16 protein-coding genes are annotated in these 18,809 nt (G+C 62.0%); 9 read left to right on the top strand and 7 right to left on the bottom strand.

Features of this window, described 5'->3' with window-relative positions; genetic code table 11:
* Positions 1–69 precede the first annotated feature (69 nt).
* Entirely contained in the window at positions 70–765 is a 696-nt protein-coding gene (locus IB249_RS02500; RefSeq protein ID WP_192301934.1) for an HAD-IA family hydrolase, read from the top strand.
* A gap of 48 nt (positions 766–813) precedes the next feature.
* Here IB249_RS02500 and IB249_RS02495 read toward each other — a convergent pair whose 3' ends face one another.
* Positions 814–1,560 carry a 3-oxoacyl-ACP reductase family protein gene (locus IB249_RS02495; RefSeq protein ID WP_192301933.1) on the bottom strand — a complete coding sequence of 249 codons (747 nt, stop codon included), beginning with the start codon at positions 1,558–1,560 and terminating at the stop codon, positions 814–816.
* 125 nt (positions 1,561–1,685) lie between these two features.
* Between IB249_RS02495 and IB249_RS02490 the strand changes: the two genes are divergently transcribed.
* Entirely contained in the window at positions 1,686–2,609 is a 924-nt protein-coding gene (locus tag IB249_RS02490; protein WP_192301932.1) for a LysR family transcriptional regulator, read from the top strand.
* Between the two features lie 76 nt (positions 2,610–2,685).
* Here the strand turns inward: IB249_RS02490 and IB249_RS02485 are convergent, their stop codons facing one another.
* Complete coding sequence (locus IB249_RS02485; protein WP_007971943.1) at positions 2,686–3,426, bottom strand: phosphoadenylyl-sulfate reductase; 741 nt, start codon at positions 3,424–3,426, stop codon at positions 2,686–2,688.
* Between the two features lie 172 nt (positions 3,427–3,598).
* On the opposite strand from IB249_RS02485, the gene thrH reads away from it, so the two are divergent.
* Positions 3,599–4,216 carry a bifunctional phosphoserine phosphatase/homoserine phosphotransferase ThrH gene (gene thrH, locus IB249_RS02480; protein ID WP_192301931.1) on the top strand — a complete coding sequence of 206 codons (618 nt, stop codon included), beginning with the start codon at positions 3,599–3,601 and terminating at the stop codon, positions 4,214–4,216.
* Positions 4,217–4,249: 33 nt separating this feature from the next.
* On the opposite strand, the gene pabB is transcribed toward thrH, so the two are convergent.
* From pabB to IB249_RS02460, 4 genes are all read right to left on the bottom strand, one after another.
* Positions 4,250–5,587, bottom strand: a complete 1,338-nt coding sequence (pabB, locus tag IB249_RS02475; RefSeq protein WP_192301930.1) for an aminodeoxychorismate synthase component I — start codon at positions 5,585–5,587, stop codon at positions 4,250–4,252.
* Positions 5,588–5,825: 238 nt separating this feature from the next.
* A complete protein-coding gene (locus tag IB249_RS02470) occupies positions 5,826–6,812 on the bottom strand; it encodes an alpha-L-glutamate ligase-like protein (RefSeq protein ID WP_192301929.1) in 987 nt (328 codons plus the stop codon).
* Positions 6,812–8,347: an inactive transglutaminase family protein gene (locus IB249_RS02465; protein ID WP_192301928.1), complete on the bottom strand. Its 1,536-nt coding sequence runs from the start codon at positions 8,345–8,347 to the stop codon at positions 6,812–6,814. Before IB249_RS02465 ends, IB249_RS02470 begins: the two co-directional genes overlap by 1 nt.
* A gap of 5 nt (positions 8,348–8,352) precedes the next feature.
* Entirely contained in the window at positions 8,353–8,889 is a 537-nt protein-coding gene (locus tag IB249_RS02460) for an ATP-dependent zinc protease (protein ID WP_192301927.1), read from the bottom strand.
* A 302-nt stretch (positions 8,890–9,191) separates the two neighbouring features.
* Between IB249_RS02460 and IB249_RS02455 the strand changes: the two genes are divergently transcribed.
* From IB249_RS02455 to prpD, 6 genes are all read left to right on the top strand, one after another.
* Complete coding sequence (locus tag IB249_RS02455) at positions 9,192–9,908, top strand: GntR family transcriptional regulator (RefSeq protein WP_192302812.1); 717 nt, start codon at positions 9,192–9,194, stop codon at positions 9,906–9,908.
* Positions 9,905–10,795: a methylisocitrate lyase gene (gene prpB, locus IB249_RS02450; protein WP_192301926.1), complete on the top strand. Its 891-nt coding sequence runs from the start codon at positions 9,905–9,907 to the stop codon at positions 10,793–10,795. Before IB249_RS02455 ends, prpB begins: the two co-directional genes overlap by 4 nt.
* Before the next feature lie 96 nt (positions 10,796–10,891).
* Positions 10,892–12,019, top strand: a complete 1,128-nt coding sequence (gene prpC, locus IB249_RS02445; protein ID WP_192301925.1) for a 2-methylcitrate synthase — start codon at positions 10,892–10,894, stop codon at positions 12,017–12,019.
* A 202-nt stretch (positions 12,020–12,221) separates the two neighbouring features.
* The gene (gene acnD, locus IB249_RS02440; protein WP_192301924.1) at positions 12,222–14,816 is read left to right on the top strand and encodes a Fe/S-dependent 2-methylisocitrate dehydratase AcnD; all 2,595 of its coding nucleotides are present in this window, start codon (positions 12,222–12,224) and stop codon (positions 14,814–14,816) included.
* 62 nt (positions 14,817–14,878) lie between these two features.
* A complete protein-coding gene (gene prpF / locus IB249_RS02435) occupies positions 14,879–16,069 on the top strand; it encodes a 2-methylaconitate cis-trans isomerase PrpF (protein WP_192301923.1) in 1,191 nt (396 codons plus the stop codon).
* Between the two features lie 197 nt (positions 16,070–16,266).
* A complete protein-coding gene (prpD, locus tag IB249_RS02430; protein WP_192301922.1) occupies positions 16,267–17,751 on the top strand; it encodes a 2-methylcitrate dehydratase in 1,485 nt (494 codons plus the stop codon).
* A gap of 132 nt (positions 17,752–17,883) precedes the next feature.
* Here the strand turns inward: prpD and IB249_RS02425 are convergent, their stop codons facing one another.
* Positions 17,884–18,702 (bottom strand): pyruvate, water dikinase regulatory protein, encoded by an 819-nt coding sequence (locus tag IB249_RS02425; RefSeq protein ID WP_192301921.1) that lies wholly within the window; start codon positions 18,700–18,702, stop codon positions 17,884–17,886.
* Positions 18,703–18,809: the final 107 nt, after the last annotated feature.

Below are 18,809 nucleotides of genomic sequence, written 5' to 3'. Positions count from 1 at the left end.
ACCTTTAATCCAATCGCGAACCGGTCTGCCCGGGCCGGTCAGGGCGCCATTGAAAACGGATCAGATGCGATGAATGCACCACTGAAAGAGTTCGGCCCGATCAAGGCCGTTATTTTCGACATGGATGGCTTGCTGCTGGACACCGAAGGCATTTACACCGAGGTCACGTCCATTATTGCCGGGCGTTACGGCCGAACCTTCGATTGGAGCCACAAACAGAACATCATCGGCCGGGGCGCGGGCGATCTGGCGCGGTATGTGGTCGAGGCGCTGGCGTTGCCCATCAGCGCCGAGGAATTCCTGGAGATTCGCGAACCGTTGATGCGCGAACGTTTTCCGACCGCACTGGCCATGCCCGGCGCCCAGGAGCTGGTGCGGCACTTGAAGGCCAACCAGGTTCCGATTGCGGTGGGCACCAGCTCTTCGCGTCAATCGTTCGGCCAGAAAACCACGTTGCACCGTGACTGGTTCGCGCTGTTCGATTTCATCGTGACGGCCGATGACCCGGAGGTCGGCGCGGCCAAACCGGCGCCGGACATTTTTCTCACGGCGGCGCGGCGCCTGGGTGTGGCGCCTGAGGATTGCCTGGTGTTCGAGGATTCGCCGTTCGGTGTCACGGCGGCAAAAGCGGCAGGCATGACTGCGATTGCGATTCCCGATGCCGCGATGGCTGACGAAAAATACGCGCACGCCGATGGCATTCTTCGTACGCTGAAAGCCTTTACCCCCGGTGCTTATGGATTGCCGGCGCTCGACTGGTCATAGACCCTGTGGGAGCGAGCAACCCCGCTCCCACAGGTTGACCGTCGTTGATCAGGCGCCGAAGCCACCGTCGATGGTCAGGCTCGCGCCGGTGATGTAGCCGGCTTCCGGGCCCGCCAGGTAGGCGACGAAGCTGGCGATTTCATCTGCCGTGCCGTAACGGCCTACCGCCATCAGGGGAATCAGGCTGTCGGCGAAGTCACCGCTGGCGGGGTTCATGTCGGTGTCGACCGGGCCTGGCTGCACGTTGTTGATGGTGATGCCGCGCGGGCCGAGATCGCGGGACAGGCCTTTGGTCAGACCAACGAGCGCCGCCTTGCTCATGGCGTACGGGCCACCACCGCCGAAGGGCATGCGGTCGGCGTTGGTGCTGCCGATGTTGATGACACGACCGCCTTCGGTCATGTGTTTCGCGGCGGCCTGGGTGGCGATGAAGACGCTGCGCACGTTGATGGCCAGGGTCTGGTCGAAATCTTCGAGTTTGAAGTCTTCCAGGGGGGCGATGGCCAGCACGCCAGCGTTGTTGACCAGGATGTCCAGGCGACCAAAGGCTTCTACCGTGGTCGTGACGGCGTTGCGAATCGCTTCGGCGTCGGCGCTGTCAGCCTTGATCGCCAGCGCCTTGCCGCCATTGCCGGTGATGCTGTTTTGCAGGGCTTCGGCTTTGGCCGTGGAGCTGACGTAGGTGAAGGCCACGGTCGCGCCTTCAGCGGCCAGCCGCTTGACGATGGCGGCGCCGATGCCGCGCGAACCGCCCTGGATCAAAGCCACTTTGCCGCTGAGGTTCTGGGTACTCATATCGATCTCCAAAGTCCCGAGGCGAAATGTCTCGGTTGATGGAGCCTAGTATCGATTGCGTATTACCGGCTGAGTAGCCGGTAATTGCGATAGTCTGTGTAAACCAAAAGTTTATAGTGGCGCCTATGGAAACCTTCAGCAGTATCGAATGCTTTGTGCGCAGTGCCGAGGTCGGCAGTTTTGCCGAGGCGGCGCGGCGGTTGAGCCTGACACCGGCAGCGGTCGGCAAGAGCGTGGCCAAACTCGAGGCGCGGCTCGGTGTGCGTCTGTTCCAGCGCAGCACCCGCAGCTTGACGTTGACCGAGGCCGGTCAGCTGTTTCTCGGCGAAGTCAGTTCCAGCCTGCTCACCATCCAGAATGCAGTGGCCAACCTCGCGAGTGCGGAAGGGCGGCCGGCGGGAACCCTGAAAGTCAGCATGGGCACGGTGTTCGGGCGTCTGTACATCGTGCCACTGCTGGGCGAGTTCCTGCGGCGGTTTCCCGCGATCAACCCGGACTGGCATTTCGATAACCGGCAGGTCGACCTGATTGCCCAGGGGTTCGATGCGGCGATTGGCGGCGGTTTCGAGCTGCCGCAAGGGGTGGTGGCGCGCAAGTTGACGCCTGCGCATCGGGTACTGGTGGCGTCAGCGGACTATCTGGCCAGCCATGCAGCGATTGCCACGCCGGATGACCTCAGGCACCACGACGGCATCCTGATTCGCTCGCCGCAAACGGGACGCGTCAGGTCGTGGCAATTGACCAGTCGCACCCAGCAACACAGCCCCCTGACGCTGGAAGTGCGGATGACCATGAGCGATTCCGAGGCGGCTTGCGCCACGGCCGCGCAAGGCCTGGGCATTGCCCTGGTGAGCATGCCGTTTGCCGTCGGTTACCTGGACGCGGGGAGCCTGCAGCGGGTGTTGCCGGACTGGTATGTCGACGATGGCAACATTTCCATTTACTACGCCGAACACAAGCTGTTGCCGGGCAAGACCCGCGCGTTCGTGGATTTCGTGATCGAACAGTTTGCACAACAGGGGCTGGGCGCGAGGTTCAGCGCGGTTTGAGCTCGCTTGTCGTGGGAGCGAGCCTGCTCGCGAAGAACCCGAAGCAGGCCTGGTCCCACGGGGCGTCTGAGCCGGGTTACGCCTTGGACTTGCTGATGATATTCCCTGCATGCAGCCCGCATTCTTTCTGCGTGGCTTCTTCCCACCACCAGCGACCTTCGCGCTCGTGCTGGTTTGGCAGCACCGGGCGGGTGCAGGGTTCGCAGCCGATGCTGATGAAGCCGCGCTCATGCAGGCTGTTGTAGGGCAGTTCGAGCATGCGGATGTAGCCCCAGATCTCTTCGCTGGTCATTTGTGCCAGCGGGTTGAATTTGTACAGGGTGCGTTCCGGGGTGGAGAACGCGGTGTCGATTTCCATCACCGCGACGGCGCTGCGGGTGCCCGGGCTCTGGTCCCGGCGCTGGCCGGTGGCCCAGGCCTTCACGCCGGACAGCTTGCGACGCAGCGGCTCGATCTTGCGGATGCCGCAGCATTCGCCATGGCCATCCTTGTAGAAGCTGAACAGGCCTTTTTCCTTCACGAAGGGTTCAAGTTTCGTGTAGTCCGGCGACACCAGTTCGATGTCGATCTTGTAGTGCTCGCGCACCTGGTCGATGAAGCGGTAGGTCTCGGGGTGCAAGCGGCCGGTGTCGAGGCTGAACACTTTGACGTTCTTGTTCAACTTCCAGGCCATGTCCACCAGCACCACGTCTTCGGCACCGCTGAACGATATCCACAGGTCGTCGCCGAACTCGGCGAACGCCAGCTTCAGGATGTCCTGGGCGGATTTGTTGGCATAAGTCGTGGCGAGTTCCACGACGTCGAACGTTGGGCTCATCAGGGCGGCTTCCTACAGGTCGGTGGCGCTGGGCGCTCTATATGGGGCTGATGGTAACAAAATCCTGCCGCGGCTGGCGCGCCCTCTGCGTTGCGCAGGTCGGTTCGAGCAGCTAGAGTTCGGCGGTCTTTTTGTTCGCTCGACTCAATAATCAATACCAATGGGGTGCCTTGTGGAAATTGCCTGTCTGGATCTTGAAGGTGTGCTGGTCCCGGAAATCTGGATCGCCTTCGCCGAAAAAACCGGGATCGAATCCCTCAGGGCCACCACCCGGGACATTCCCGACTACGACGTGTTGATGAAACAGCGCCTGCGGATTCTCGACGAGCATGGCCTGAAACTGACCGATATCCAGGAAGTGATCGCCACGCTCAAGCCCCTGGACGGTGCCATCGAGTTTGTCGACTGGCTGCGCGAACGCTTTCAGGTGGTGATCCTGTCTGACACCTTCTACGAATTCTCGCAACCGCTGATGCGCCAGCTGGGGTTTCCGACGTTGCTTTGTCATCGTCTGATCACTGACGACACCGGGCGGGTGACGAGCTATCAGTTGCGTCAGAAAGATCCGAAGCGTCAGTCGGTTTTGGCGTTCAAGAGCCTTTACTACCGGGTGATCGCTGCCGGGGATTCCTACAACGACACCACGATGCTGGGCGAGGCGGACGCGGGGATTCTGTTCCACGCGCCAGACAACGTGATTCGCGAGTTCCCGCAGTTCCCGGCGGTGCACACCTTTGAGGACTTGAAGCAGGCGTTCATCAAGGCGTCGAACCGGGCCTTGACCCTTTAAACGCCAGGCCTGTAGGCGCGAGCATGCTCGCGCCTACAGGTTCTGCAGGGTATCGAGCAGCACTTTCACCTTGGTGATCGATTCCTGATACTCGGCCTGCCACTGCGAATCCGCGACGATCCCGCCGCCGCCCCAGCAACACACCTGCCCATCCTTGACCAGCAGGCTGCGAATGGCGATGGAGCTGTCCATCTCGCCGCGCACGTCCAGGTACAGCAATGAGCCGCAATACAATCCGCGTCGGGTCGGCTCCAGTTCATCGATGATCTGCATTGCCCGGATCTTCGGCGCGCCGGTGATCGAGCCCCCAGGGAAGCTGCCGGCGATCAGGTCCAGGGCATCCCGGTCATCCGCCAGTTCCCCGGTCACGCTGCTCACCAGATGATGCACGTTGGGATAGCTTTCCAGGCTGAACAGCTCCGGCACCCGCACCGAACCGATGCGGCAGGTGCGACCGAGGTCGTTGCGCAGCAAATCGACAATCATCAGGTTTTCCGCGCGATCCTTCGGGCTGGCCAGCAGTTCGGCAGCGTTCGCGGCATCCTGTTCGGCGCTCAGGCCGCGAGGGCGCGTGCCTTTGATCGGCCGGGTTTCGACCTGGCGCTCGCTGACCCTGACGAAGCGTTCCGGCGACAGGCTCAGTACCGCGCCGCCGTCGGGCAGGCTCTGGAAACCGGAGAAGGGCGTTGGGCAGGCTGCCCGCAGCGCACAGTAGGCGGCCCATGGATCACCCGCGCAGTCGGCGCGGAAGCGCTGGGCGAAATTCACCTGGTAGCAGTCGCCGGCCTGGATGTACTGCTGGATCCGTTGCAGTGCCTGACGGTAATCATCGGCGCTGAGGTCGGCGCGCATGGGCGCTTTGAGTGCGAAGGCTTCCACCGGATCCGCCGACGGCTGGCCGAACAGCACGACCAGGCGCTGACGTTCGCTGTCGTCCAGCGAAGGGTGGAAGACCAACTGACTGGTCATCCGTTGGTGATCGCTGATCAACGCCCAGTTGTAGAGCCCGAAGCGCGCATCGGGCAATTGCAGATCGTCTTGCGCCCGACTGGGCAGGTGTTCCAGGTGCCGGCCGAAGTCGTAACTCAGGTAGCCGATCAGGCCGCCGGCAAAGGGCAGTTCGAAGGGGACGCTGGCTTCACCGAGTCGCGTCAGGTTTTCGCGCAGGCGTTGCAGGAAATCGTTGCCGCTTTCCTCGGGGGCCACCGTCAGCGTTTCCAGCGGCCAGGCGCTGAGCAGGTCAAACCGACCTCGGTCGGCGCTGGGACGGCCGCTGTCGAGCAGCACGGCACCGGGTGCATGGCGGATCGCCGCGAAGTACCGGGCGGGGTCGGCGCAATAGGGCAGCGGGTGTACGGAACAGGTCAACATGGGCGGGGCGGATCAGCCATCGAGGCGGGGTGGCGATTGTAGTCCCCTCGACGGATTGCTCCTAGAGGGGATGTCGGGGACTGGCAGGTTGGGGGCTGGGATGATGGGGTGGTGCCTGTTCGATTGTCATCGCGAGCAGGCTCGCTCCCACCGTAATCATGGTGTGAACGCAATCTGCGCAACACCGCAAAACGTGTGGGAGCGAGCCTGCTCGCGATGGTGTCAATTGAGTCCCGGATCAACCCTCGACCGGCGGAATATGGCCGAACATTTCCTGCACGAACGCCACGCGTTCCTCGACGGTTTCCGTCACGCCGCGGGCCTTCAATTCCTCCAGCCGCGCTTCGACCGCATGGGTGCGCAACGTCAGCCCGCAGTCGTTGGCGATCTGGATGTTCAGCCCTGGCCGGGCGTTGAGTTCGAGGATCAAGGGGCCTTTTTCCTGGTCCAGCACCATGTCGACACCGATGTAACCCAGCCCGCACAGCTCATAGCAGCCGGCCGCGAGTTTCATGAAACCGTCCCAGTAGGGCAGTTGCACGCCGTCCACCGCGTTGGTGGTGTCCGGGTGCTTGGTGATGATGTTGTTCAGCCAGGTGCCGCGCAGGGTCAGGCCCGTGGCGAGGTCGACCCCGACGCCGATGGCACCCTGGTGCAGGTTGGCCTTGCCGCCGGACTGGCGCGTTGGCAGGCGCAGCATCGCCATCACGGGGTAGCCCATCAGCACGATGATGCGGATATCCGGCACGCCTTCGTAGCTGATGCTCTTGAAGATCTGGTCGGGGGTCACCCGGTATTCGATCAGCGCCCGATCCCGGTGTCCACCCAATGAATAAAGGCCGGTGAGGATGCTGGAGACGTGGTGCTCGATCTCCTCATGGCTGATGATCTTGCCGGACACCGTGCGATAGCGGCCCTCGAAGCGGTCGGCGATCACGATGATGCCGTCACCGCCCGCGCCCTGGGCCGGTTTGATCACGAAGTCGCTGCGGCCGCCGATGATGTCGTCGAGGTTGTCGATTTCCTTCTCGGTGGAAATGATGCCGTACAGCTCCGGCACGTGGATGCCGGCGGCGATTGCGCGTTCCTTGGTGATGATCTTGTCGTCGACGATCGGGTACAGACTGCGCTTGTTGTACTTGAGCACGTAGTCCGCGTTGCGCCGATTGATCCCCATGATGCCCCGGGCTTCCAGGGCCTTCCAGGTCTTCCAGAAACCGAACATCAGGCGTCAGCCTTTTTCAGGAACGCCTTGAAGCGCACCAGTTCGGTCAGGCGGTATCCGCGATAGCGACCCATGGCCAGCATGAAGCCCACCAGGATCAGCAGCACCGCCGGGAAGGTGAACACGAAGTACACCAGCTCCGGCACGCTCATGATCAGGTGTGCCAGGGAAGCGGCGAACAGGGTGCCGATGGCCACTTTCATGGCATGCCCGGACCCGCGCTCTTCCCAGGTGATCGACAGGCGTTCGATGGTCATGGTCAGGATCACCATCGGGAACAGCGCCACGGACAAGCCGCGCTCCAGGCCGAGCTTGTGGCTGAACAGGCTGATCGCCGCGATCAGCACCACCACGAAGGTCAGCACCACCGACAGCCTCGGCAGCATTTGCAGCTTCAGGTGTTCGAGGTAGGAGCGCAGCGACAGCCCCAGCGCGGTGATGACGGTGAACAGCACGATGCCAAAGCCCAGCTGGGTTTCGCGGAAGGCCAGGGCGATCAGTACCGGGGTGAAGGTGCCCAGGGTCTGCAGGCCGACCAGGTTGCGCAGGATCAGGATCACCAGCACGCCGATCGGGATCATCACCATGATCATGAACGTCTGCTGGGTTTGCAGCGGCAGGCCGTACAACGAGTACTCGAGGAAGTTGGCGTCGGTGTTCTCGTCGGTCAGCTTGGCCAGGCGAATGGCGTTCATTTCACTGTTGTTCAGGCTGAACGTCACGTTGGCTTTCTTGCCGCCATCGACGGTGATCAGGTTTTCGTCACCGGTCCACCACAGCAGGCGGTCGGTGGGCAGGCCCTGTTCGCCGGTTTCCGGGTTGAAGTACAGCCAGTCGGTGCCGTTGAAACTGCGCAGCCACAGTTCCGGCGTTTGCGGTTGGTCGGCCACCAGGCGAATGGTGTGGACCTTTTCCACCGGCACGTGGGCGATGGACAGCACCAGTTCGACGATCTTGGCCTTGTGACCGCTGGACGGATCACCGGCGAGCAACAGTTTCACGTTGTCGTCATTGACGTTGTTGACGCGCTTGATCGCTTCGCCAATGAAGGTCTCGACGTCGGCCGAGTGCTGGCGGATCGGTGCGAGCAATGCTTCGGCGGCGACTTTTTCCGGGCCTTCCACGGCGATGCTGTCGCGGAAGGTCGGGCCTTTGATCTTGGTTTTTTCAGCGCTGTAGCGTTTGGTCAGCACCAGGCGGTAATACAGGGTCTGGTTGCCCTTGGCCCGGCGTGCCGACCAGGTCACCTTGCGGTTGCCGTCGACACGGTTCACGGCCACGCCGTAATTGTTGGAAATGAAGCTTTCATTGAGGCTGACGTAATCGCGGCTCAGCGGCGGCACGAACATCTGGATCTTGACCGGGTCCTTGGCGCTGGCGACGAACTCGACCTTGGCGTCGATGTTCCACAGGTCGTCGGTGGCGTCCTCGGTGACAGGAATGCCGAGCACGAAGATCTGGTAGGCCGTGACTGAAATGCCCAGCACCACCAGGATGGCGATCAGCATTTTCAGATGAAGGGTAAGAGCGCGCATTGGAATTACTCTGCGGTATGTACGTCGGTGGCGCAGGCGGGTTTGCCAGCAGCGTATTTAAGACTGGGGTCGACCAGCGCATCAAAGCGCTTCAGGGCTTCGGAGCCGATCAGGAGCGGGTATTGGAATGCACTTCGGTCGGTCAAGTTCACTTCGATGCTGCGTAAAGCCGAACCCATGCAGATATCGAGCTCGATCACCGGACGAGCGGTGTACTTCTTGCCTTCTTCAGGATCGTAGTCGCCGGCACGGCGCTTGATCTTGCTGACGCGGGCCAGCGGACGCTCGATGGGGTGCGAATGCGCGGCATCGATCGCCAGGTAGAAGCGCACCCAGGACTCGCCGTTGCGTTTGAAGCGTTTGATGTCGCGAGCACTCAGCGAGGCGGTTTTCGCCCCCGTGTCGAGTTTGGCCGCGACTTCCAGATTGATGCCGTCGAGCGAAGCGTACTCGTTGAGGCCATAGACAGTCTTTTCCCCCGCCGCGGCGACACCGGGCAGGCAGAGCAGATAAAGGAAGGTAGGGAAGGGCTTGAGTCTCATAAATCCTGGTGCACAGCGGTCCGTGTTTCGATTCAAGGCCCTGGCATCGCTGCGCAAGCTCCTTCGTATGCCTATCAGCTCTTTATGACAATCAGTGCAGATGTCACAAGCAATTGCGGGCGGCATTCTAGCACGGTGGTCATGTGGCGCCAGCGCCGGGAGGTGGCTATAAACAGTAGGGCTGCTTCGTAATGGTGCAAGCGGTTATTAGACGATTGTCGACAATATCCATTTATCCTTTGACTGCCACGCCTTGATTCGCTACTTTTTGCCGCATCAGCTTTCAAGGTGTCGACAATATGCTGGATCAACTCGATCCCCCGGTCATCGCCCAGGACGATTCGGAAACACTTTCCGAGAATGTCTTCCGGCGCATTCAGGCGGCCATCGTCAAGGGCGAGATCGCTCCGGGCAGCAAGATTTCCGAGCCGGAGCTGGCGCGCACCTATGGCATCAGCCGGGGTCCGTTGCGCGAAGCGATCCATCGCCTGGAAGGCCAGCGTCTGCTGGTGCGTGTGCCGCATGTCGGCGCACGGGTGGTGTCGTTGAGCCACGCTGAACTGGTGGAACTCTACGAAATCCGCGAATCCCTCGAAGGCATGGCCTGCCGTCTGGCAGCCGAACGCATGACCCTCGAGGAAATCGACGAGCTGCGCCAGGTTCTTGAAACCCACGAGCGCGATGCCGCGTTTCAGGCCGGTGTCGGCTATTACCAGCAGGAAGGCGATTTCGACTTCCATTACCGGATCATCCAGGGCAGCGGCAACCGCACCCTCACGCAAATGCTCTGCGGCGAGCTCTATCAGTTGGTGCGCATGTACCGCATCCAGTTTTCCACCACGCCCAACCGTCCGCACCAGGCCTTTGCCGAACACCACCGGATTCTCGATGCCATCGCCGACCGTGACGGTGAACTGGCCGAGTTGTTGATGCGCCGTCACATCGGCGCTTCCAAACGCAATATCGCCCGTCATTACCAGGACGGCGCCAACCCGACAGCCAAACGAGGTGAGTCATGAGTTCCAACAAGAGCACTCCAGGCCAGCGTTTCCGCGATGCGGTCGCCAGCGAGCATCCATTGCAAGTGGTCGGCGCGATCAACGCCAACCACGCGCTGCTGGCCAAGCGTGCCGGTTTCAAGGCGATTTACCTGTCTGGCGGCGGGGTCGCTGCCGGCTCCCTCGGCGTGCCGGACCTGGGCATTACCGGCCTGGATGACGTGCTGACCGACGTGCGTCGTATCACCGACGTCTGCGACCTGCCGCTGCTGGTGGACGTGGACACCGGTTTCGGTTCCTCGGCGTTCAACGTGGCCCGTACCGTCAAGTCGATGATCAAGTTCGGCGCGGCGGCGATCCACATCGAGGACCAGGTCGGCGCCAAGCGTTGCGGCCATCGTCCCAACAAGGAAATCGTTTCGCAGCAGGAAATGGTCGACCGCATCAAGGCGGCCGTCGATGCGCGCACCGATGACAGCTTCGTGATCATGGCCCGCACCGACGCCCTGGCGGTGGAAGGCCTGGAGTCTGCCCTGGACCGCGCCGCCGCGTGCATCGAGGCCGGCGCCGACATGGTGTTCCCGGAAGCCATCACCGAGCTGGACATGTACAAACTGTTCGCCAGCCGGGTGAAAGCCCCGATCCTGGCCAACATCACCGAATTCGGTGCAACCCCGCTGTACACCACCGAGCAACTGGCCGGTGCCGATGTCTCGCTGGTGCTGTACCCGCTGTCGGCGTTCCGCGCGATGAACAAAGCGGCGGAAAATGTCTACACCGCCATCCGCCGCGACGGCACGCAACAGAACGTGATCGACACCATGCAGACCCGCATGGAGCTTTACGATCGCATCGACTACCACACTTTCGAACAGAAGCTCGACGCATTGTTTGCCGCGAAGAAGTAACTCCCTGCACCTGTAGGAGCTCGCTCCTACAGAGAGCGATATGACCGTGATTGATTTGCCGATTCCCCAACAAATTCAAGAAAACTGGAGACAGCAATGGCCGAAGCAAAAGTACTCAGTGGCGCCGGGCTCCGTGGCCAGGTGGCCGGGCAGACCGCACTGTCCACCGTGGGCCAGTCCGGCGCTGGCCTGACCTATCGCGGCTACGACGTTCGCGACCTGGCGGCTGACGCGCAATTCGAAGAAGTCGCTTACCTGCTGCTGTACGGCGAGTTGCCGGACAAGGCGCAACTGGCGGCCTACATTGCCAAGCTGGGCAAGCTGCGCGACCTGCCGCAAGCCCTGAAGGAAGTGCTGGAACGCATCCCTGCCGATGCCCACCCGATGGACGTGATGCGCACCGGGTGCTCGTTCCTGGGCAACCTCGAACCGGAACATGATTTCTCCGAGCAACGGGACAAGACCGACCGTCTGCTGGCCGCCTTCCCGGCGATCATGACCTACTGGTATCGCTTCAGCCATGAAGGCAAACGCATCGAATGCGTGAGCGACGAGCCGTCCATCGGCGGCCACTTCCTGTACCTGCTGCACGGCAAGAAGCCAAGCGATCTGCACGTCAAGGTGATGAACGTTTCGCTGATCCTCTACGCGGAGCATGAATTCAACGCTTCGACCTTCACCGCCCGGGTGTGCGCCTCGACCTTGTCCGACCTGTTCTCCTGCATCACCGCAGCCATCGGCTCGCTGCGCGGCCCGCTGCATGGTGGCGCCAACGAAGCGGCGATGGAAATGATCGAGCGTTTCTCGTCGCCGGAAGAGGCGATCAAGGGCACCCTCGGCATGCTCGAGCGCAAGGACAAGATCATGGGGTTCGGCCACGCGATCTACAAAGACAACGATCCGCGCAACGAAGTGATCAAGGGCTGGTCGAAAAAACTCGCTGACGAAGTGGGCGACAAGGTGCTGTTCCCGGTCTCCGAAGCCATCGACAAGACCATGTGGGAACAGAAGAAACTGTTTCCGAACGCCGACTTCTACCATGCCTCGGCGTACCACTTCATGGGCATCCCGACCAAGTTGTTCACGCCGATTTTCGTCTGCTCGCGCCTGACCGGCTGGGCGGCCCACGTGTACGAACAACGCGCCAACAACCGCATCATCCGCCCGAGCGCCGAATACACCGGCGTCGACCAGCGCAAGTTCGTGCCAATCGAACAACGCTGATCCGGAGGACGCTGACGCCGGAGATGAATGACCGGAAAACCCTGTGGGAGCGAGCCTGCTCGCGATGACGGACTGACATTCAACATCAATGTCGACTGATACACCGCTATCGCGAGCAGGCTCGCTCCCACATTTGATCCGGTTTCAATTCAACTCCAGCGTCAGGCGTCCCCTTTGTAATTACCGTGACCGAGTCCTGACGATGAACACTCAATTCCGTAAACCGCTGCCCGGCAGCTCCCTGGATTACTTCGATGTCCGTGCGGCGGTCGAGGCCATCCAGCCCGGCGCCTACGACACCCTGCCGTACACCTCCCGCGTGCTGGCGGAAAACCTGGTGCGTCGTTGCGATCCGGCCACGCTCACCGAATCCCTCAAGCAATTCATCGAGCGCAAGCGCGACCTCGACTTCCCGTGGTTCCCGGCCCGCGTGGTGTGCCACGACATCCTCGGCCAGACCGCTCTGGTGGACCTCGCCGGCCTGCGTGACGCCATCGCCCAGCAAGGCGGTGATCCGGCGCAGGTGAACCCGGTGGTGCCGACGCAACTGATCGTCGACCACTCCCTGGCCGTGGAGCGCGGCGGCTTCGATCCGCAGGCGTTCGAGAAGAACCGCGCCATCGAAGACCGGCGCAACGAAGACCGTTTCCATTTCATCAACTGGACCAAGAAGGCGTTCAAGAACGTCGATGTGATCCCGCCGGGCAACGGCATCATGCACCAGATCAACCTGGAGAAAATGTCCCCGGTGATCCAGGTGCGTGACGGCGTCGCGTTCCCCGACACCTGCGTCGGCACCGACAGCCACACCCCGCACGTCGATGCGCTGGGTGTGATCGCCATCGGCGTCGGTGGCCTGGAAGCGGAAAGCGTGATGCTCGGCCGCGCATCGTGGATGCGCCTGCCGGAAAGCGTCGGCGTCGAACTGACCGGCAAGCTGCAACCGGGCATCACCGCCACCGACATGGTGCTGGCGTTGACCGAGTTCCTGCGCCAGCAGAAAGTCGTCGGTGCCTGGCTGGAGTTCTTCGGTGAAGGTGCCTCGAGGCTGACCCTGGGCGACCGGGCCACCATCTCCAACATGGCTCCGGAATACGGCGCCACCGCCGCGATGTTCTACATCGACCAGCAGACCATCGATTACCTCAAGCTCACCGGCCGTGAAGACGATCAGGTGCAGTTGGTCGAAAACTATGCCAGGACAATCGGCCTGTGGGCGGACAGCCTCAAGGGCGCGCAATATGAGCGAGGCCTGACCTTCGACCTGTGCTCGGTGGTGCGCAACATGGCGGGCCCGAGCAATCCGCACGCCCGGGTCGCGGTGGCGGATCTGGCGGCGAAAGGCATTTCCGGCCCGTGGCAAGACGTGCCGGGCCAGATGCCGGACGGCGCGGTGATCATTGCCGCCATCACCAGCTGCACCAACACCAGCAATCCGCGCAACGTGATCGCCGCCGGCCTGCTGGCGCGCAATGCCAACAAGCTTGGGCTGACCCGCAAGCCTTGGGTCAAATCGTCCCTGGCACCGGGCTCGAAAACCGTGGCGCTGTACCTCGACGAAGCCGGCCTGACCGATGAGCTGGAACAACTCGGCTTCGGTGTGGTGGCGTTTGCCTGCACCACCTGCAACGGCATGTCCGGTGCGCTGGACCCGGTGATCCAGCAGGAAATCATCGACCGTGACCTGTACGCCACCGCCGTGCTGTCCGGCAACCGCAACTTCGACGGGCGGATTCACCCGTACGCCAAGCAGGCGTTTCTGGCCTCGCCGCCGCTGGTGGTCGCTTACGCCATCGCCGGGACCATCCGTTTCGACATCGAAAAAGACGTGCTGGGCGTGGTCGATGGCCAGGAAATCCGCCTGAAGGACATCTGGCCGAGCGACGAGGAAATCGACGCCGTGGTCAAGGCTTCGGTCAAGCCCGAGCAGTTCCGCCAGGTCTACATCCCGATGTTCGCCATTCATGAAGACACCGGCCCGAAAGTCACGCCACTGTACGACTGGCGCGAGATGAGCACCTACATCCGCCGTCCGCCTTACTGGGAAGGCGCACTGGCCGGCGCGCGTCCGCTCAAGGGCATGCGTCCCCTGGCCGTGCTGCCGGACAACATCACCACCGATCACCTGTCGCCGTCCAACGCCATCATGCTCGACAGTGCCGCTGGCGAATACCTGGCGAAAATGGGCCTGCCGGAAGAGGACTTCAACTCCTACGCGACCCACCGTGGCGACCACCTGACAGCCCAGCGCGCGACGTTCGCCAACCCGAAACTGTTCAATGAAATGGTCAAGGAAAACGGCAAGGTCAAGCAGGGCTCGCTGGCCCGCGTCGAGCCAGAAGGCAAGGTGATGCGCATGTGGGAAGCCATCGAGACCTACATGGACCGCAAGCAGCCGCTGATCATCATCGCCGGTGCCGACTACGGCCAGGGCTCGTCCCGCGACTGGGCGGCCAAAGGCGTGCGCCTGGCGGGTGTGGAAGCGATTGCCGCCGAAGGTTTCGAGCGTATCCACCGCACCAACCTGGTGGGCATGGGCGTGTTGCCGCTGGAGTTCAAGCCGGGCACCAACCGTCACACCCTGGCCATCGACGGCAGCGAAACCTATGACGTGCTGGGCGAGCGCACCCCGCGCGCCGAGCTGACGCTGGTGATCCATCGCAAGGACGGCGAGCGCGTCGAAGTGCCGGTGACCTGCCGCCTCGACACCGCCGAGGAGGTGTCGATCTACGAGGCCGGCGGCGTGTTGCAGCGCTTCGCCCAGGACTTCCTCGAAGAATCGGCGGTCGCCGTCTAATACAAGCTGTTCAGGCAGGGGCACATCCCCTGCCTGATGCACGGTCAGGAGTAAGGAGCACCATGGCTCACGTACCTCAAATCAAGATACCCGCCACCTACATGCGCGGCGGCACCAGCAAGGGCGTGTTTTTCAGCCTGCAGGATTTGCCGGAGGCGGCGCAGATTCCAGGTCCGGCCCGCGATGCGTTGCTGCTGCGGGTGATCGGCAGTCCCGACCCGTACGACAAGCAGATCGACGGCATGGGCGGCGCGACGTCCAGCACCAGCAAAACCGTGATCCTGTCGAAAAGCATCAAGGCTGATCACGATGTCGATTACCTGTTCGGTCAGGTGTCCATCGACAAGCCGTTCGTCGACTGGAGTGGTAACTGCGGCAACCTCTCGGCGGCGGTCGGTTCGTTTGCCATCAGCAACGGCCTGGTGGACGCCAGCCGCATTCCGCACAACGGTGTGGCGGTGGTGCGCGTGTGGCAGGCCAACATTGGCAAGACCATCATTGCCCACGTGCCGATCACCAACGGTGAGGTGCAGGAAACCGGCGATTTCGAACTCGACGGCGTGACCTTTCCGGCGGCTGAAGTGCAGGTCGAGTTTCTCGACCCGGCGGCGGAAGAAGAGGGCGGTGGCGGTTCGATGTTCCCCACCGGCAACCTGGTCGACGACCTGGAAGTGCCGGGTGTCGGCACCTTCAAGGCGACGCTGATCAACGCCGGCATCCCGACGATTTTCGTCAATGCGGCGGACATCGGCTACACCGGCACCGAGTTGCAGGGCGCGATCAACGGCGACCCGAAAGCGCTGCAGATGTTCGAGACCATCCGCGCCTACGGGGCCGTGCGCATGGGGCTGATCGCCAATGTCGACGAAGCCGCCAAGCGCCAGCACACGCCGAAAGTGGCATTCGTCGCCAAACCGGCGGACTACGTCGCTTCCAGCGGTAAAGCGATAGCCGCCGCTGATGTCGACCTGCTGGTGCGGGCGCTGTCCATGGGCAAGTTGCACCACGCGATGATGGGCACCGCTGCGGTGGCCATCGGCACGGCAGCAGCGATCTCCGGCACCCTGGTCAACCTTGCGGCGGGCGGTATCGAGCGTAACGCGGTGCGTTTTGGGCATCCGTCCGGCACCTTGCGCGTCGGTGCCGAGGCGAGCCAGGTCAACGGCGAATGGACCGTCAAGAAAGCCATCATGAGTCGCAGTGCGCGGGTATTGATGGAAGGCTATGTGCGGGTGCCGGGAGATTCGTTCTAGCCGGCCACTGATCCCCTGTGGGAGCGGGCTTGCTCGCGAAAGCGGTGTATCAGTCGACTCAATATTGCCTGTCAAACCGCTTTCGCGAGCAAGCCCGCTCCCACAGGGGTTGACCGTTTTCACAATAACAACGCGACAAACCGAGACAGCCCTGAACCGAGGTCCCATCAACGAACCACTTCACGAGTGAATCGAACATGAGCGCCAACGTTGATCTGAACAATCGCCCGGACTACGACCAGGTCCTGCAGGACATTGCCGATTACGTCCTCAACTTCAAGATCCAGTCACCGGAAGCCCTGGACACTGCCCGCAACTGCCTGATGGACACCCTGGGCTGCGGCCTGCTGGCGCTGCGGTTTCCCGAATGCACCAAGCACCTGGGGCCGCTTGTCGAGGGGACGGTGGTGCCCCATGGCGCTCGTGTACCGGGGACCTCGTTCCGGCTGGATCCGGTCAAGGCCGCCTGGGACATCGGCTGCATCGTGCGCTGGCTGGACTACAACGACACCTGGCTCGCTGCCGAATGGGGACACCCGTCGGATAATCTGGGCGGCATTCTCGCGGTGGCCGACCACCTGTCGCAAAAGCGCCTGGCCCAGGGCGAAGCCCCGTTGACCGTTCGCGCGGTGCTCGACGCCATGATCATGGCCCACGAGATACAGGGCGTGATCGCGCTGGAAAACGCCTTCAATCGTGTCGGCCTCGATCACGTCATTCTGGTGAAAGTCGCCTCGACCGCCGTCACCGCTAAGTTGATGGGCGCCAATCGCGAGCAATTGCTGTCGGCGTTGTCCCATGCCTTCGCCGACGGGCAGGCGCTGCGCACTTATCGGCACGCGCCGAACGCCGGCTCGCGCAAATCCTGGGCGGCGGGCGATGCGTCCAGCCGCGGCGTGCGCCTGGCAGACATCGCCCTGCGCGGCGAAATGGGCATTCCTGGCGTACTGAGCGCCCGGCAGTGGGGCTTCTACGACGTGCTGTTCAGCCACACCAACAACGATCTGGCGCTCAAGCCTGAAGACCAGCGGGCGTTCGGCTTTTCCCGCCCCTACGGCACTTACGTGATGGAGCACGTGCTGTTCAAGATCAGCTTCCCAGCCGAATTCCATGCGCAAACGGCCTGTGAAGCCGCCGTGACCTTGCACCCCCAGGTGCGCAATCGCCTGCATGAGATCGACAGAATCGTCATCACCACCCACGAATCGGCGATTCGCATCATTTCCAAGGTCGGACCGCTGGCCAACGCGGCGGATCGCGACCACTGCATCCAGTACATGACCGCCGTGCCGCTGGTCTTCGGCAATCTGGTGGCCGAGCACTACGAAGACGATTTCCACAAGGCGCACCCGATCATCGATGTGTTGCGCGAGAAAATGGTCATCGTCGAAGAACCGCGTTTCAGCCGTGAATACCTGGAGCCGGACAAGCGTTCCATTGCCAATGCGCTGCAGGTGTTCTTCAAGGACGGTTCCAGCACCGAAAACGTGCTGGTGGAATACCCGATCGGCCATCGCCGGCGGCGTGCCGAGGGCATTCCGTTGCTGGAGGAGAAGTTTCGGGCGAACCTGCTGACACGATTCACCGGCCAGCGGAGCGAGGAGATCATGGCGCTGTGCAAGGATCAGGCGCGGCTTGAGGCGACGCCGGTCAACCGGTTTGTGGATTTGTTTGTGATCTGAGGAACCGCGTTATCGTTCTTCGCGAGCAAGCCCGCTCCCACAGGGTTTGTGGTGCACTCAGGTATTGCATTCACAACAGAACCCTGTGGGAGCGGGCTTGCTCGCGAAGGCGTCAGATCAGACGCCACATGACTACTTGAACCGCCGCTCCACGCCTTTTTCCACAAGGATCTTCGCGGAAATCTCTTCAACGGAAAAATGCGTGGAGTTGATGTTCGGAATGTTCTCGCGGCGGAACAGATTCTCCACTTCGCGCACTTCGAACTCGCATTGCGCGTAGCTGGAGTAGCGACTGTTGGGCTTGCGTTCGTTGCGGATCGCGGTGAGGCGGTCCGGGTCGATGGTCAGGCCGAACAGCTTGTGCTGGTGGGCGCGCAGGGCGCTGGGCAGGGTCAGGCGTTCCATGTCGTCTTCGGTCAGCGGGTAGTTGGCCGCACGGATACCGAATTGCATGGCCATGTACAGGCAGGTGGGCGTCTTGCCGCAGCGCGACACGCCAACCAGGATCAGGTCGGCCTTGTCGTAGTAGTGCGTGCGGGCGCCGTCGTCGTTGTCGAGGGCGAAGTTCACCGCCTCGATGCGCTCCATGTAGTTGGAGTTGGTGCCGATGGAATGGGACTTGCCGACGGTATAGGAAGAATGCTCGGTCAGTTCCTGTTCGAGTGGCGCCAGGAACGTCGAGAAAATGTCGATCATGAAACCATTGGACGTCGCGAGGATCTCACGGATGTCCTGATTGACGATGGTGTCGAAGATGATCGGCCGGAAGCCGTCGGTTTCGGCGGCCTTGTTGATTTGTTGTACCATGGCCCGCGCTTTGTCCGCGCTGTCGATGTACGGCCGGGTGAATTTGCTGAAGGTAATGTTTTCGAACTGCGCCAGGAGGCTTTGACCCAGGGTTTCGGCGGTGATGCCGGTGCCATCGGAGATAAAGAAAGCAGATCGTTTCATTTGCACCTTGGGCCTTAAGCTAATGAGCATTCTTGGATATGATAGGCGCGATTTGCCGGCCGCCGATGGCCCGCATTCTCACTTATTTTCCAGGTCCAGGCCATATA

It is taken from the genome of Pseudomonas sp. PDM04 (genome assembly GCF_014851765.1).
Taxonomy (GTDB): Bacteria; Pseudomonadota; Gammaproteobacteria; order Pseudomonadales; family Pseudomonadaceae; genus Aquipseudomonas.
Note: the sequence above shows the minus strand (reverse complement) of the source record. Positions and strands in the feature narration are given on the sequence as shown.

Excerpts from the sequence above, each read along its gene's own strand:
- IB249_RS02500 (WP_192301934.1), top strand. The coding sequence starts at position 70 with ATGAATGCACCACTGAAAGAGTTCGGCCCGATCAAGGCCGTTATTTTC.
- IB249_RS02495 (WP_192301933.1), bottom strand. The coding sequence starts at position 1,560 with ATGAGTACCCAGAACCTCAGCGGCAAAGTGGCTTTGATCCAGGGCGGT.
- IB249_RS02490 (WP_192301932.1), top strand. The coding sequence starts at position 1,686 with ATGGAAACCTTCAGCAGTATCGAATGCTTTGTGCGCAGTGCCGAGGTC.
- IB249_RS02485 (WP_007971943.1), bottom strand. The coding sequence starts at position 3,426 with ATGAGCCCAACGTTCGACGTCGTGGAACTCGCCACGACTTATGCCAAC.
- pabB (WP_192301930.1), bottom strand. The coding sequence starts at position 5,587 with ATGTTGACCTGTTCCGTACACCCGCTGCCCTATTGCGCCGACCCCGCC.
- IB249_RS02470 (WP_192301929.1), bottom strand. The coding sequence starts at position 6,812 with ATGTTCGGTTTCTGGAAGACCTGGAAGGCCCTGGAAGCCCGGGGCATC.
- IB249_RS02465 (WP_192301928.1), bottom strand. The coding sequence starts at position 8,347 with ATGCGCGCTCTTACCCTTCATCTGAAAATGCTGATCGCCATCCTGGTG.
- IB249_RS02460 (WP_192301927.1), bottom strand. The coding sequence starts at position 8,889 with ATGAGACTCAAGCCCTTCCCTACCTTCCTTTATCTGCTCTGCCTGCCC.
- prpB (WP_192301926.1), top strand. The coding sequence starts at position 9,905 with ATGAGTTCCAACAAGAGCACTCCAGGCCAGCGTTTCCGCGATGCGGTC.
- prpC (WP_192301925.1), top strand. The coding sequence starts at position 10,892 with ATGGCCGAAGCAAAAGTACTCAGTGGCGCCGGGCTCCGTGGCCAGGTG.
- acnD (WP_192301924.1), top strand. The coding sequence starts at position 12,222 with ATGAACACTCAATTCCGTAAACCGCTGCCCGGCAGCTCCCTGGATTAC.
- prpF (WP_192301923.1), top strand. The coding sequence starts at position 14,879 with ATGGCTCACGTACCTCAAATCAAGATACCCGCCACCTACATGCGCGGC.
- prpD (WP_192301922.1), top strand. The coding sequence starts at position 16,267 with ATGAGCGCCAACGTTGATCTGAACAATCGCCCGGACTACGACCAGGTC.
- IB249_RS02425 (WP_192301921.1), bottom strand. The coding sequence starts at position 18,702 with ATGAAACGATCTGCTTTCTTTATCTCCGATGGCACCGGCATCACCGCC.